The sequence below is a fragment of the Spirillospora sp. NPDC046719 genome, assembly GCF_040645715.1.
Classification (GTDB): Bacteria; Actinomycetota; Actinomycetes; order Streptosporangiales; family Streptosporangiaceae; genus Spirillospora.
The window spans coordinates 1-14090 of record NZ_JBEYYT010000241.1; the positions used below are offsets into that span (position 1 = coordinate 1).

At 75.1% G+C, this 14090-nt stretch carries 13 protein-coding genes; 3 read left to right on the plus strand and 10 right to left on the minus strand.

Translation table 11 applies throughout. The annotated features are described in order from the left end of the window. Nucleotides 1–15 precede the first annotated feature (15 nt). Complete coding sequence (locus ABZ914_RS32135; protein ID WP_500197816.1) at nucleotides 16–609, minus strand: TetR/AcrR family transcriptional regulator; 594 nt, start codon at nucleotides 607–609, stop codon at nucleotides 16–18. Between the two features lie 155 nt (nucleotides 610–764). Here ABZ914_RS32135 and ABZ914_RS32140 point away from each other — a divergent pair, with 155 nt between their 5' ends. Next, nucleotides 765–2339 carry an MDR family MFS transporter gene (locus ABZ914_RS32140; RefSeq protein ID WP_500197817.1) on the plus strand — a complete coding sequence of 525 codons (1575 nt, stop codon included), beginning with the start codon at nucleotides 765–767 and terminating at the stop codon, nucleotides 2337–2339. 67 nt (nucleotides 2340–2406) lie between these two features. Here ABZ914_RS32140 and ABZ914_RS32145 read toward each other — a convergent pair whose 3' ends face one another. The 7 genes from ABZ914_RS32145 to ABZ914_RS32175 form a co-directional block, all read right to left on the minus strand. Then, nucleotides 2407–3069, minus strand: a complete 663-nt coding sequence (locus ABZ914_RS32145) for a class I SAM-dependent methyltransferase (protein ID WP_500197818.1) — start codon at nucleotides 3067–3069, stop codon at nucleotides 2407–2409. Then, complete coding sequence (locus ABZ914_RS32150; RefSeq protein WP_500197820.1) at nucleotides 3066–4310, minus strand: MFS transporter; 1245 nt, start codon at nucleotides 4308–4310, stop codon at nucleotides 3066–3068. Before ABZ914_RS32150 ends, ABZ914_RS32145 begins: the two co-directional genes overlap by 4 nt. A gap of 149 nt (nucleotides 4311–4459) precedes the next feature. Then, a complete protein-coding gene (locus ABZ914_RS32155; protein ID WP_190867605.1) occupies nucleotides 4460–5011 on the minus strand; it encodes a TrmH family RNA methyltransferase in 552 nt (183 codons plus the stop codon). Beyond that, nucleotides 5008–5622 carry a class I SAM-dependent methyltransferase gene (locus tag ABZ914_RS32160; protein WP_500197822.1) on the minus strand — a complete coding sequence of 205 codons (615 nt, stop codon included), beginning with the start codon at nucleotides 5620–5622 and terminating at the stop codon, nucleotides 5008–5010. The genes ABZ914_RS32155 and ABZ914_RS32160 overlap by 4 nt, the downstream gene beginning before the upstream one ends. 93 nt (nucleotides 5623–5715) lie before the next feature. Next, on the minus strand, nucleotides 5716–6663 hold the full coding sequence (locus ABZ914_RS32165; RefSeq protein ID WP_500197823.1) for a VWA domain-containing protein: 948 nt from the start codon (nucleotides 6661–6663) through the stop codon (nucleotides 5716–5718). Further along, on the minus strand, nucleotides 6660–7700 hold the full coding sequence (locus ABZ914_RS32170; protein ID WP_500197825.1) for a DUF58 domain-containing protein: 1041 nt from the start codon (nucleotides 7698–7700) through the stop codon (nucleotides 6660–6662). Before ABZ914_RS32170 ends, ABZ914_RS32165 begins: the two co-directional genes overlap by 4 nt. Continuing rightward, nucleotides 7697–8713 (minus strand): AAA family ATPase, encoded by a 1017-nt coding sequence (locus tag ABZ914_RS32175; protein ID WP_190867613.1) that lies wholly within the window; start codon nucleotides 8711–8713, stop codon nucleotides 7697–7699. The genes ABZ914_RS32170 and ABZ914_RS32175 overlap by 4 nt, the downstream gene beginning before the upstream one ends. 1022 nt (nucleotides 8714–9735) lie before the next feature. Between ABZ914_RS32175 and ABZ914_RS32180 the strand changes: the two genes are divergently transcribed. Continuing rightward, nucleotides 9736–11412: a DUF885 domain-containing protein gene (locus ABZ914_RS32180; RefSeq protein ID WP_500197827.1), complete on the plus strand. Its 1677-nt coding sequence runs from the start codon at nucleotides 9736–9738 to the stop codon at nucleotides 11410–11412. Between the two features lie 61 nt (nucleotides 11413–11473). Here ABZ914_RS32180 and ABZ914_RS32185 read toward each other — a convergent pair whose 3' ends face one another. Together ABZ914_RS32185 and ABZ914_RS32190 are read right to left on the minus strand one after the other, a co-directional pair. Further along, on the minus strand, nucleotides 11474–11752 hold the full coding sequence (locus tag ABZ914_RS32185) for a hypothetical protein (protein ID WP_500197830.1): 279 nt from the start codon (nucleotides 11750–11752) through the stop codon (nucleotides 11474–11476). Nucleotides 11753–11894: 142 nt separating this feature from the next. After that, nucleotides 11895–12929: an alpha/beta hydrolase gene (locus ABZ914_RS32190; RefSeq protein WP_500197832.1), complete on the minus strand. Its 1035-nt coding sequence runs from the start codon at nucleotides 12927–12929 to the stop codon at nucleotides 11895–11897. Between the two features lie 436 nt (nucleotides 12930–13365). On the opposite strand from ABZ914_RS32190, the gene ABZ914_RS32195 reads away from it, so the two are divergent. After that, nucleotides 13366–14090: 23S rRNA (adenine(2058)-N(6))-methyltransferase Erm(C) (locus tag ABZ914_RS32195; protein ID WP_500197834.1), on the plus strand; the 725-nt coding region annotated here is incomplete at its 3' end.

Below are 14090 nucleotides of genomic sequence, written 5' to 3' on the forward strand. Positions count from 1 at the left end.
ACCGGGATCGGTGCGTCAGTCGCCCGTCGGGGCGGCGCCGAGGGCGGCGGACCAGCCGCCCTCCAGGAGGTCGAAGGCCCGTTCGACGGCCTCGCGGGGGTCGGAGCGGTTCCGGGCCAGGGCCGAGGTCTCGAGCGCGAAGTGGGCGAGGGCGGCGCAGGCGGCGTCGTCCTCGGGGCGCCCGGCGTCCTCGGCGATGGCGCGGGCGAGCGCGGTCTCGTGGCGCATCCACATGCGGTGGCTGTAGTCGCGCAGGGCGGGGTGGCCGTTCACGAGCCTGGTGAAGTCCGCGGTGGCGCGGTCCGGGTCGATGAACTTGCGGCGCAGGATGTGCTCGCGCAGCGCGGCCGGCACCGAGGTGCCTGGGGGTCGGTCGCGGACGGCCGCGACGAGGGCGGCCTCGACGTCGGCGTCCAGGTCGAACACCAGCGCCTCTTTGCTGGGGAAGTGCTTGAACAGCGTGGTGGTGGAGACGTCGGCGGCCTCGGCGACGTCCTTGATGCCGACGTTGTCGTAGCCGTGCTCGAGGAACAGCCGCAGGGCGGCGTCGGCGAGCGCCTTGCGGGTGGCGGCCTTCTTGCGTTCCCGGCGGCCCATCGTCTCCGTCATGCGGCCATCCTAGCCCCCTTCGGTTGCCTCGATTGAAAAGTTGACTCGTTGCACTTTTGTATCGAGTGTGCTTTTGTGGGATGGCCGGGCCCGGTGGCGACGCCCCGATGCGGCCCGGCGCTCCCCGAATCCCGCGACGAATGAGGTGATCAGCCATGCCCGCATCCGATCCGTCCCCGCCGGCGCGCACCGTCCGGTGGGCCCTGCTGGGCGTGATGCTCGCGATGCTGCTGTCGATGCTGGACAACATGGTGGTCGGCACGGCGATGCCGACGATCGTCGGCGACCTCGGCGGCCTGCAGCACATCTCCTGGGTCGTCACCGCCTACACGCTGGCCACCGCCGCGTCCACGCCCGTCTGGGGCAAGTGCGGCGACCTGTTCGGCCGCAAGAACGTCTACCTGCTGTCGGTCGCGGTGTTCGTGGCCGGGTCGGCGCTGTCGGGCGCCGCGCGGTCGATGGCCGAACTGATCGCGTTCCGCGCCGTGCAGGGGCTCGGCGCGGGCGGCATCGGCGCCCTCGCGTTCGCGCTCATCGGATCGCTGGTGCCGCCCCGGGAGCGGGGCCGCTACCAGGGGATGACCGCGTCGGTGATGGCCGTCGGCACGATCGGCGGGCCGCTGGTCGGCGGGTTCATCACCGCCCACGCCGGCTGGCGCTGGGCGTTCTACGTCAACCTGCCCCTTGGCGCGATCGCGCTGGTGTGGTGCTGGTTCCTGCTGCGGCTGCCGGCGGCCCGCGCCAGAGCCAGGGTCGACTGGGCGGGCATCACGCTGATGACGGCGGTGATCTCCGCGCTGGTGCTGGCGACGACGTGGGCGGGGAGCACCTACCCGTGGACGTCGTGGCAGGTCCTGGCGCTGTTCGCGGCGGCCGCGGCCGGCGTCGCGGCGTTCGCGGCGGTGGAGCGGCGGGTCGCCGAGCCGCTGCTGCCCCCGCGGATCTTCACCGGGCACCGCAACTTCCCGCTGATGTCGGTGCTGATGCTGGTGTCGGGGACGACGATCTTCGGGTGCTCGCTGTACCTGCCGCTGTTCCAGCAGGCCGTCCAGGGCGCGTCGGCGTCGGACTCCGGGCTGCTGCTCCTGCCGATGATGGCGCCCGTGGTGCTGGTCTCGCAGATCGGCGGCCGGGTGATGTCGGCGACGGGCCGGTACAAGGTCTTCCCGGTGCTCGGCACGGCGTGCATGACGGCGGGCCTGCTGCTGCTGTCGACCATGGACGCCTCGACGTCCCGCACGCTGACCGGCTGCTACATGGCGCTGGTGGGCGTGGGAATGGGCTTCCTGACGCAGATGGTCACCACGATCGCGCAGAACAGCGTCGAGATGCGCGACATGGGGGCGGCGTCGGCGGCGATCACGCTGTTCCGGACGATCGGCGGGTCGGTCGGGGTGGCGGTGTTCGGGTCGCTGTTCAACCGGGCCTTGGACGGCAGGCTCCCGGCGGACGGGGCGGGCGCGGCGCCCGCGGCGGCCGCACCGGGGGCCGCCCGGGACGCCTACCTGCATGCGTTCGCCACCGGCACGCACCAGATCTTCCTGGTGGGGGCGGTCGTGTGCGCGGTCTCGCTGGTCGCGGCGCTGCTGGTGAAGGAGGTCCCGCTGCGCGGCAAGGCCGGGCCTCCGGCGGGGGAGCCGGGGGCCGTCGCCTCCGAGGACGGTGCCGGCACGGGGCGGCCGGACTCGGGCACAGGCGGGCAGCAGGCGGCGCCGACGCCCACCGCGTAGCCGGTGGCGGTCAGGTGGCGCGCGGCCCCGCCCCGGGGGGGAACCCGGACGGGGAACGGACGCGGGGTCAGGGGAGGCGGCGCAGTTTGAGGGCGTTGTCGGTGCGGGTGACGGTCCGGCCGTCCGGGGCGGTCTGGACGCGCTCGTGCTCGCCGCTGTGGAGCACCTCCCAGGCGTCCTGCGGAAGGCGGAGCGACGCCAGCACCTCCTCCGGGGTGGGCAGGTGCGTGTCGTGGTGGTGGTCGTGCCCGTCGCCGTGGTCGGCGTCCTGCTGCTCCCACGGCGGCGGACCGGCGTGGCCGACGACCAGCAGGACCCCGCCGGGCGCGACGGCCGCGGCGGCGGCCCGCAGGATCTCCTCGCGGGGCATCTCGCGGGGGGAGTGCAGGAAGTGCGCCGACACCAGGTCGAACTCGCCCTTGGGGAAGGACACGGCGAGGTCGTGGTGCTGCCAGTCGACGCGGTCGCCGACCCCGGCGTCGGCGGCGTGCCGGGCGCCGCGCTCGAGGGCCACGCGGGAGATGTCGACCGCGGTGACGCGCCAGCCGCGGCGGGCCAGCCAGACCGCGTCGGCGCCCTCGCCCGCGCCGAGGTCGAGGGCGGTGCCGGGCGGCAGGTCCGCGGTCTCGCGGACCAGGACGGTGTTGGGGTCGCCGCTCCAGATCCGCTCGCTCTCGGAGTAGCGGGCGTCCCAGAACTCCTCGGCGGTGGTGCCGTCGTCGCTCATCATGCGTCCTTGGGATGTGCGGTGGTGGTTTCCGCTGCCATGCTTGTTCCCGGGACCGTTTTCGGCGAACTCTTTTGCCGTTTCCGCAAAATCCGGGGGGCCAGGAGCACGGGCGCCGCGAGGACGGCGGGGGCGGCGGCGACCGCGAAGCACGCGGGCAGCGGCAGCGCGTCCAGGCAGGCGCCGATGGCGCCCGTCCCGGCGGACGAGCCGAGGTTGACCGCGGTGTTGACCCAGGCGCTCGCGCGGACCCGGTCGCGCGGCGCGGCCTCGGCGTCGGCCATCAGGTAGGACGTGGTCAGCGAGGGTCCGACGAACGCGCCCGCGGCGAACATCGCGGCGGCGAGCAGGGCGACGGTCGGGGCGAGCCCGGCGGCGGCGACGGCGGCGCCCAGCGCGCCGGCGAGGACGGCCAGCCGCACGCGCGGGGACGGGCGCCAGGCGACGGCGCCGTATCCGAGGCCGCCGAGCGCGCTGCCGGCCGACATCGCGGCCATGACCCATGCGCCGCCGGTGGCGTGGTGGTGGTGCCGGGCGGACGCGACGGCCAGCAGCTCCATACAGCCGAGGGCGGCGCCGGTCGCGGCCGCCGCGGTCACGGGGGCGAACCGCAGGGCGCGGCCGGCCCGCGGCGGGCGGTGCCCGTGCGGGCGCGGGCGGACGGCGGGGGAGGTGACCAGCCCCAGCGTTCCGGCGGCGACCAGGACGGCGCTCGCGGCGACGCCGAGGGACGGAGACGCGACCGCGGTAGCGAGACCGGCGAGGAGCGGGCCGGTGATGAACAGCAGCTCCTCGGCGACGGCGTCGAGGCTGTAGGCGCGCCGGCGGAGCGCCTCGCCGGCGGCCAGGTCGTTCCACAGCGCCCGCATGACCGGGCCGAGCGGGGGAGCGGTCGCGCCCGCCGCGGCGATCAGCGCCACGAGCAGGGCGGTGGGTGCGCCGGGACGCCAGGTGGCGGCGGCGAGGCCGAGCAGCGCCAGTGCGTAGGCGCCCGACATCGGCGGCAGGGCCGCGCGGGGACCGTACCGGTCGATGAGGCGGGCGCGCAGCGGCGACAGCACCGAGATGGTCAGGCCCAGCGACGCCATGAGCGCGCCCGCGGTGGTGTAGGAGCCGGTGGAGGCGGTCAGCGCGAAGGTGAGGGAGAGGAAGACCGTGCCGTAGGACAGGCGGCCGAGCAGTGCCGCGCCGAAGGTGCGGGCGGCGTGCGGGGCGCGCAGGACGGCCGTGTAGGAGGGGGCCATGAGCGTGTTCCTCGAAAGGGTCCGCGGCGGACGCGGAGGGGACGTGCGTGGACGCCGGAAAGCGCGGGCCGCCCGGGGGAGGGGCGGTCAGCGCGGCGTTCTACGCACGGAGGAACAGCACAGGCGTGATCATAACCCGGTGCGGCGGGTCAGGACGACCATTCGCGGCGGCGGGCCTCGGCGAGCGCGATGGCGGTGGCGACGGCGACGTTCAGGGAGCCGACCCGTCCGATCTGGGGGATGTAGGCGACGGCGTCGGCGGCGGCCAGCAGGGCGGGGGAGCAGCCGTGGTCCTCGCCGCCGACGGCGAGGCAGACGTCGCCGTCCAGCGGCGCCTCGTGCAGCGGGACGGCGTCGCCGGTCAGCTCGATCGCGACCAGCCGCATGCCCTCCTCGCGGACGGCGGCGGCGGCCTTGGCGGGGGTGCCGGCGTGCTCCCAGGGGACGAGGCGTTCGGTGCCGAGGGCGGTCTTGGCGACGTTGCGCTGGTCGGGGGGCGTGGCGTTGCCGGCGAGCCAGAGCCGTTCGACGCCGAACACGGCGGCGCTGCGGATGATCGAGCCCATGTTGAACGGCTGGGTGACCGACTCCACCAGCAGGCCGAGGCGGCCCTCGGTGCGGCGCCGCCAGTCGCGGTTGAGGCGCTTGACGTCGGTGGGGCGCAGCTGCCGGCGGCCGGGTGCGGAGTCGGTGGTGCTCATCGGGTGTGGCCTTCCGTGCGGGACGAGACGCGCAGGACGCGGTAGGCGGAGCGCGAGGCGATCCGTTCGGTGGGGAAGCCCTGGTCGTTCAGCCAGCGCTGCAGGGAGTCGGAGCCGAGGTGCTTCTGCACGACCAGATGGGCGAGGCCGCCGGGGGACAGGCGGGGCAGCCAGGCCAGCAGCAGGTCGTGCAGGGCGGCCTTGCCGATCCGGATCGGGGGGTTGGACCAGATCGCCGCGAAGCGCAGTCCGGGGTCGAGCTCGTCCGCCAACCTGAACCTTACATTGTCAAGGCCGGCGGTGGTGGCATTCGATTCAGCGAGTTCCAACGCTCGCTGATTGACATCTACCCCCCATACACTCGCCTGCGGCGAGCGGCTTGCCAGGGTGAGCGCGATGGGGCCGTAGCCGCAGCCGAGGTCGAGCAGGTCGCCGGCCGGCGGCGGCGCGGGGACGGTCTCCAGCAGGACGCGGGTGCCGACGTCGACGCGGTCGGGGGAGAACACGCCGCTGTCGGTCTCCAGCCGCAGGTGCAGGTCCGGCAGGACCAGGTCCACGGTGCGGCGGCGGCTCGCGGCCCCGGGCCGCGCGGCGAAGTAGTGTTCCCCCACGTCGGCCGACCGTATCAGCGTTCGGGACGTCCCCGCGCCGCCGAGGCCCCGCCCCGGCCGAAGATCAGCCGCTGATGATCGGCGGGCCGGAGGTCACGGCATGCGGGAGAACCAGACGAGGGACGCCCCGCCGGCCGCCAGCGCGAACAGCAGTGCGATGCCGGTGTAGCGGGCGGCGACGTCGCGGTGCTCGGTCTTGAAGCCGAGGGAGGTGCCGATGTTGGAGTACACGTCGCGGAGCTGCCCGGCGTCGGCGGCCTCGTAGGCCTTGCCCTGGGTGCTGGTGGCGAGGGTCTTCAGCGCCTCCTTGTTGACCGAGACGCTAGTGGTCTCCCCCTCGATGTCGACGGTGCCGTACGGGGTGCCGAACGCGATGGTCGACACCGGGACGTGCGCGGTGCGGCTGGCGTCGATGGCCTCCTGCACGGACCGTCCGGTGGTGTTGTCCCCGTCGGACAGCAGCACGATGTGGGCGGGCGGCGGGTCGTGCGCGGCCTGGGTGTCGAAGGTGCGGATCGCCTGCAGCGAGGTGAACACCGCCTCGCCGATCGCGGTGCGCTTGGCGAGGCTGAGCTGGTCGAGGGAGGCGATCGCGGTGTCGCGGTCGGCGGACGGCGCGGCGATGAGGTTGGCGTTGCCGGCGAAGGAGACGACGCCGACGTTGAAGCGGGACGGCAGCTCGCGGATGAACTTCTTGGCGGCGGCCTTGGCGGCCTCCATCCGGTTCGGTGCGACGTCCTGGGCCATCATCGACAGCGACACGTCGACCGCGACCATGATGGTGGCGCGGTCGCGGGGCACCTTGACGGAGCTGGCGGGGCGGGCGAACCCGATCATCATCAGCACGATCATGACCAGGAACAGGGCGGCGGCGACGTGCCGGCGCCAGCCCGGCCGCTTCGGCGCGACCTGGGAGAGCAGCGCGAGGTTGGTGAAGCGGACCGCGTAGTTGCGGCGGCGCATCTGCAGGACGATGTAGAGGCCGACGAGGATCGGCGCGAGGGCCAGCAGCCACAGGCGTTCGGGCGACAGGAAGGTCATGGGCGCACTCCCGCGGTGGAGACGGCCCGCCCGGCGGCGCGGCGCTGGCGGACGGCGAAGCGGGCGACGTCGGCGATCCAGTCGCGGTCGGTGCGCAGGACGAGGTGGTGGACGCCGCAGCGGCGCAGGGCGGCGCGGGTGTGGTCGCGTTGGGCTGCGGCGGCGCGGGCGTAGCGTTCGCGCGTGCGGCGGCTGAGGACGATCTCGTGGACGGCGCCGGTCTCGGGGTCGGTCATCTCGACGAGGCCGACGTCGGGCAGGTCGAGTTCGCGGGGGTCGATGACCTCGACGGCGAGGACCTGGTGGCGGGCGGCGAGGCGGCGCAGCGGGCTCTCCCAGTCGGGTGGCGCGTCGGGGTCGGTGCCGGGTTCGGCGCCCGGGGCGCCGGGGCCGGGCGGGAGGAAGTCGGAGATGACGACGCGCAGGCCGCGGCGGGTCTGGCCGCGGGCCAGGGAGGTGATGGCGGCGGCGAGGCCGCTGTGGGGGGTGCCGGCGGTGGCGGTGGTGCCGGCCATGGCGGCGGGCGGGCCGGTGCCGGGTTCGGTGCGGGCGTCGAGGACGGCCTGCAGGAGGGCGTAGAGGGCGGCCTTGCCGGTGCGGGCGGGCCAGCGGCGCAGGCCGCCGGGGTGCTGGAGGTAGGCGCCGACGCGGTCGCCGAGGCGGACGGTGAGGAAGCCGACGGCGGCGAGGGCGGCGACGGCGAGTTCGCGTTTGACCATGCCGGCGGTGCCGAAGTCCATGCTGGGGGTGAGGTCGACCAGGGCCCAGGCTTCGAGTTCGTGGTCGGCGACGAGGTCGCGGACGTGGGGGGTGGTGGTGCGGGCGGTGACGGCCCAGTCCATGTGGCGGACGTCGTCCTCGCCGGGCTGGTAGAGGCGGGCTTCGGCGAGTTCGGTGCCGGGACCGGGGAGCAGGCCGAGGTGCTCGCCGTTGAGCAGGCCGTCCAGGCGGCGGGTGACCTGGAGTTCCAGGCGGCGCAGGGTGCGTTCGGGCGCGAGCCGGGCGAGGGTGTCGTCGCGGCGGGGACGGGTGGTCATGCGGTGGTCACCGCCGCGGCGCCGTGGTTCCAGACCACGCGGGGCGGGGGGACGGCGGCGAGGATCTGGTCGACGACCTCGGCGGGGTCGGTGCCGTCGGCGAGGGCGTCGAAGGTGAGGACGAGGCGGTGCGCGATGACGTCGCGGGCGACGGCCTGGACGTCGTCGGGCAGGACGTAGTCGCGTCCGGACAGCAGGGCGAGGGCGCGGGAGGTGGCGACGAGGCCGAGGGTGGCGCGGGGGCTGGCGCCGATCTCGATGACGGGCCGCAGGTCGGGCAGGCGGTACTGCTCGGGTTCGCGGGTGGCCATGACGAGCCGGACGATGTAGTCGGCGACGAGTTCGTGGACGGAGACCTCTTCGGTGGCGCGCTGGAGTTCGGCGAGCCGGTCGGCGTCCAGGACGGGGGTGGCCTCGGGCGGGTCGACGCTCATCCGCTGGAGGATGTGGAGTTCCTCGTGGGCGGAGGGGTGGCGGACGTCGATCTTCATGAGGAAGCGGTCGCGCTGGGCTTCGGGGAGGGGGTAGACGCCTTCGGACTCGATGGGGTTCTGGGTGGCGAGGACGATGAAGGGGCGGGGGAGGGGATAGGTGTTGCCGCCGAGGGAGACCTGGCGTTCGGCCATGACCTCCAGGAGGGCGGACTGGACCTTGGCGGGGGCGCGGTTGATCTCGTCGGCGAGGACGAAGTTGACGAAGACGGGGCCGAGTTCGACGTCGAACTGCTCGGTGGAGGGGTGGTAGATGCGGGTGCCGACGATGTCGGAGGGGACGAGGTCGGGGGTGAACTGGAGGCGGGCGAAGGTGCCGCCGACGACTTTGGCGAGGGTTCCGACGGCGAGGGTCTTGGCGACGCCGGGGACGCCTTCGATGAGGCAGTGGCCGCGGGCGAGGAGGGCGACGACCATGCGTTCGACCATGTGGTCCTGGCCGACGATGACCTTCTTGACCTCGGCGAGGGTGCTCTGCAGCAGCGCGGCGGCCTCGTCGACGTCGTTGGCGGCGATGGTCATGTGGGTGTCCCTCACTGTGTGCCGGGTGTGAGCGGGCGCGTTCCGACCCTACGCGATCACTTGTACCCGTTCATGCGCGATCCGTGCCTGTGGGCTGGGTGCCTGTGGTCGGGGGCGGGTTCGGGGGGTGGCGGGGTGGTCGTGGTGGGGGCCGGGGGCGGGCGCGGTTGTTAGTGTTGCGGCCATGTCGAGGCCGTTGCCCCCGGGCGATCCCGCTCAGCTGGGGCCGTACCGTTTGTCGGCGCGTTTGTCGGAGTCCGCTGCCGGGATCGTGTTCCTGGGTGTGGACGGTCAGGGGCGGCGCGCGAGTGTGGCGGTGCTGAACCGGGGTGCGGCGGAGGACGCGGCGGCGCGGGACCGGTTCCGGGCGGCGATCAACGCGGCGGTGCCGGGTGCGGGTGGTGCGGGGCACGGCGGTGCTGGTGCCGGCGGTGCGGGTGGTGGCGGGGGTGCGCCGGTGGTGGCGGCGCAGCCGGATGGGCCGGCGCCGTGGGTGGCGACGGCGTACGGGGCGGAGGGGCCTGGTGCGGAGCGGTTCTTGGAGCCGGTCCTGCTGGGTGGTTCGCGGCGGTGGGGGCGGCGGCGTGGTCCGCAGTTCCAGCCGCATTGGCTGGGGTCGTCGGAGGCGGCGTTGGCGCGTCCGCGCCGGGAGCCGGTGGTGGGGGGACCGGTGGCGGCGCCGGAGCGTCCGCCGGAGCGGAGTCTGGTGGCGGCGGTTCTGGCGTTGGCGGCGGCGTTGGTGGTGTTGGTGGTGTTGATGGCGGTCTTGTTCTCGTGTCAGCCGCGGCCGAAGGATCCGCCTCCGGAGCCTCCGGAGCCGACGCCGTCGGTGGCTCCGTCGGCGCCGCCGTCGGTGCCGCAGCAGCCGGGGAGGCCGTCGCCGCCGCCGTCGTCGGGGTCTCCGTCTCCGTCGCCGTCGGGTTCGGGCGGTGGTGGTGACGGCGGGCCGCTGTGACCGGCGCTGGGGGCGCGCGGTTCTTTTCATGATCGCTTGGTGGGGCGGGGTGTCCTAGCCTGGAGCGATGACCGCTTCTGAGGTGAGCGCTGTGGACGCTCTGGCCGACCGGTACGTGGACGCTTTCGCGGCGTTGGACCCGTGCCTGGCGGCGATGATGGGGATCGCGGGGCAGGAGTCCCGGTTGACCGATTTCGGGCCGGAGGGGCGGGCGGCGCGGGCGGAGCTGACGCGGTCGACGCTGGCGGAGCTGGATCGGATCACCGCGTCCGGCGGCGGGGAGTCCGGCGGGTCCGGTGTGGGGGCCGCGGTGCTGCGCGAGCGTCTGGAGTGCGAGCGGGAGCTGGACGAGGCGGGGGTGCGGGCGTGGGAGCTGGACACCACCGACGGTCCGGTGCAGCGCTTGCGGACGGCGGTCGATCTGCTGGATCAGGGCGCGGCGACGGACTGGGACGCGGTGGCGGCGCGGGTGGGCGGGCTGCCGGGGGCGCTGGCGGGGTTGCGGGTGTCGTTGGAGGAGTCGCTGCGCGGGGGCCGGGTGGCGGCGCGGCGGCAGGTGCTGCGGAACGTGCGGGAGTGCCGGGACATGCCGGGGTTCCTGGCCGGGCTGGCGGGGCGGCACGGGGACGGGCCGTTGCGGGGGCGGTTGGACTCGGCGGTGGCGGCGGCGTCGGGTGCGCTGGAGGAGTTCGCGGGGTTCCTGGCCGATGAGCTGGCGCCGCGGGCGCCCGAGAAGGACGCGCTGGGCGCGGACCGGTACCGGCTGGGAGTGCGGGATTTCCTGGGGACGGCGCTGGATCTCGAGGAGACCTACGCGTGGGGCTGGCGGGAGCTGGCGCGGATCGAGGCGGAGATGGCGGAGGCGGCGGCGCGGATCGGTCCGGGGGAGCCGGTCGCGGCGGTGCGGGCGGCGCTGGACGCGGATCCGGCGTACCGGATCAGGGGCGCGGAGGCGTTCCGGGCGTGGATCCAGGAGCTGGCGGACGGGGCGATCGCGGATCTGGACGGGACGCATTTCGACATTCCGGAGCCGTTGCGGCGGGTGGAGTGCCGGATCGCGCCGGTGGAGTCGGGGGTGTACTACCTGGCGCCGGCGGAGGACCTGTCGCGTCCGGGGACGGTGTGGTGGACGGTCGGCGGTCCGGACGAGGAGGTCGTGACGTGGACGGTGCCGGCGACGATGTTCCACGAGGGGGTGCCGGGGCATCACCTGCAGCTGGGCGTGACGACGTTGAACGCCGCGACGCTGAACCGGTTCCAGCGGTTGTCGGGTGAGCTGTGCCCGGGGCATGCGGAGGGGTGGGGGCTGTACGCCGAGCGTTTGATGGACGAGCTGGGGTATTACCGGGATCCGGCGTACCGGCTGGGGATGCTGGCGGGCGGGCAGCAGTTCCGTGCGGCGCGGGTGGTGCTGGACATCGGGATGCATCTGGAGCTGGAGATCCCGGAGGGTGTGGGGTTCCACGAGGGGGAGCGGTGGACGCCGGAGCTGGGGTGGGAGTTCCTGCGGGCGCACACGGGGCCGGAGACGGACGCGTACATCTCGTTCGAGATCGACCGGTATCTGGGGCGTCCGGGGCAGGCGATCGCGTACAAGGTGGGGGAGCGGGTGTGGCTGGAGGGGCGTGAGGAGGCGCGGCGGCGGGCGGGTGCGGCGTTCGATCTGAAGGAGTTCCATCGGCGGGCGCTGGATCTGGGGCCGATGGGGCTGGATCTGCTGCGCTCGGAGCTGGCCCGTCTCTGACCTCGGGACCTGGGGCCTGACGGGCTTGGGCTGACGGGTCTGGGGCCGGCGGGGCCTGGGGTCAGACGGGGGCGGAGGGGCCGATGGCGGGGTCGACGCCGGTCTCGCGGAGCCAGCGGCGCGGCGCGTCGGCGGCGGTGGTGCCGGGGGCCGGGTCCTCGTCGGGCAGGTCGGTGCAGGAGCCGACGTGGGAGGCGCTCTCGTCGCCGGGTTCGAGGATCCGCTTGCTGTAGTGGGGCGGCCAGTGCAGCAGCATCCGGCGGCCGCAGGTCGGGCAGGCCCATTCCTCGACTCCGGACTCCGCGGCCCGGACCATGCGCATCTGGTGCGTCGCCCTCAAGACGGGTCCCTCCTCAACCGGTGGCGAGGTTCGGTGAAAATCCGGCTCGCTATGGTGATTGCCCACGTCAAGGCGGTTAAACGGCCGGGGCAAGCGACGGCGAGGGCGGGCCGGGCGCCGGCGGGGGGACGGTCAAGGCCGGTCAAGGCGAGGGCGGTCGCGGGGCCGCCGATGGTGCGGTGAGGGCGGCGCGGACGGCGGCGCCGATGCGGTCGGCGGCTCGGGCGGGGCGGCGCGCGAACGAGCCCCAGCCGAGGAAGCCGTGGTCCAGGCCGGTGCCGGTGATGAGGGTGACGGGGACGCCGGCGGCGCGCAGGCGTCCGGCGTGGTCCTCGGCCTGGGGCCGGAGCCGGTCGTGTTCGGCGGTCGCGATGATCGCGGGCGGCAGGCCGCGGGGGTCGGGGTCCAGCAGCGGCGACACCTCGGGCCGGGCGGGGTCGGCGCCGTCGAGGTAGAGGCGCAGGGCGCGGCGCACGTTCGAGGGCGGCCAGGGCAGGCCGTCGGGGTCGGGCGGGGCGGGCGGGACGTCCCGCAGGTCCAGCGCCGGGTAGACCAGCAGTTGCAGGACGGGGCGGGCGGGTCCGGCGGTGCGCAGGAGGGCGGCCGCGGCGGCGGCGAGCTGGCCGCCGGCGCTGTCGCCGGCGACGCCGATGCGGGCGGGGGCCAGGCCGAGGCGGCCGGCGTGGGCGGTGGTCCAGCGGACGGCGGCGACGGCGTCGTCGAGCGGGGCGGGGAAGGGGTGCTCGGGCGGTCGGCGGTAGCCGACCGACAGCCAGGCGACGCCGCTGGCGAGGGCGAGGGCGCGGACGACGGGGTCGTAGGAGTCGACGTCGCCGAGGACCCAGCCGCCGCCGTGGAAGTACACCATCGCGGGTGCGGGGCGGTCGCCGCCGGGGTGGTAGAGGCGGGCGGGCAGCGGTCCGGCGGGGCCGTCGACGGTGACGTCCCGGACGATCGCGACGGGCGGGCGGGGGGAGCGGGCCAGGTCGGCGGCGTGCTCGCGGCGCGCGTCCTCGATCGCGCGGGCCGTGTCGCGCCCGCCCGCCCCAGCGGCCCCGGCGGCCTGTCCGGCGGCCTGTCCGGCGGGCGGCTCGGGTGGGGAGGCGGCCGCGGGCCGGGGCGGGGGTTCGCCGAGGCGGCGGCGCAGGAACGCCAGGTAGTCCGGATCGCGGCCCATGGCCCTCCCCTGACGGCGCGGCGGACGGTGGGCGGCCCAGCCTACGAGGGCGCGGCGGCGCGAGGGCCGCGCGGGGCGGGAAAACCTGTTGGGGGCGCGGCCGGTGGTCTCCTACGATCGCCGGCATGGCCTGTTTCACGAAGAGCGCGGTCCTGGGGACCGGGCACGCCGTCTCGGCGAGGCTGCGTGAGGCCCGTCCCGTCCTGGACCGGCCGGTGGCGCGCGCTCGCGCCTGACCTTCCCGGCGGGGCCCGTTTTCGAGGTTCCCGCCTGTCTTGTCGCGCGGCGGCGCGGCGGCCCTGAGGGGTCGCGCGCGCTCGTCGACGTTCCCGCCCGCGGTCCAGGGCCTTCGAGCGTCCATGAACCACCTCGGACGGGCCCGGCCGCGCCTTCGCGACGTCTTCTCGGCCGGTCACGCGTGCGGTGTCGCCGCCTGATGCCGCCCCGCGCGTGCCCGCGGTGCCTCCGGTGCCCGTCCGGCCGGCCCCGCCGGGGCCGCGAGCCGAGGACGGCGACCCTGAACCAGCAGCACCACGGCGGCCCGCGCGCGAACGCGCGGCGCACGCTGTCGCAGAACTTCCTGTCCGATTCCGCGGCGATCGCCCGTTACGCCAGCGCCGCCGTGCCCGCGCCCGGAGCACTGATCGTGGAGGCCGGTGCGGGCGACGGCCGCATCACCGCCGCGCTGGCCGCCCGCGCCGGCAGCGCCGGGCGCGTCGTGGCCTACGAGATCGATCCGCGGCTGGCGGCGCGGCTGCGCGCGCGGTGCGCGGCGCTGCCGAACGTGCGGTGCGTGACCGGTGACTTCCTGGCCGCCCGCCCGCCGTCGGGCCCGTTCCACCTGGCCGGCAACATCCCGTTCGGCGCGACGTCGCGGATCGTCGGCTGGGCGCTGGAGGCGCCGGGGCTGGCGTCGGCGACGCTGATCACGCAGCTGGAGTACGCGCGCAAGCGCACCGGCGGGTACGGGCGGTGGTCGCGGCTGACCGTGCGGACCTGGCCGGAGTTCGGCTGGGAGGCGGGCGGCCGGGTGCCGCGCGGGCTGTTCCGGCCGGTGCCGCGGGTGGACGGCGCGGTGCTGCGGCTGGTGCGGCGGCCGCGCCCGCTGCTGCCGCCGGCCGCGATGGGCGACTACCTGCGCTGCGTCGACCTGGGGTTCAC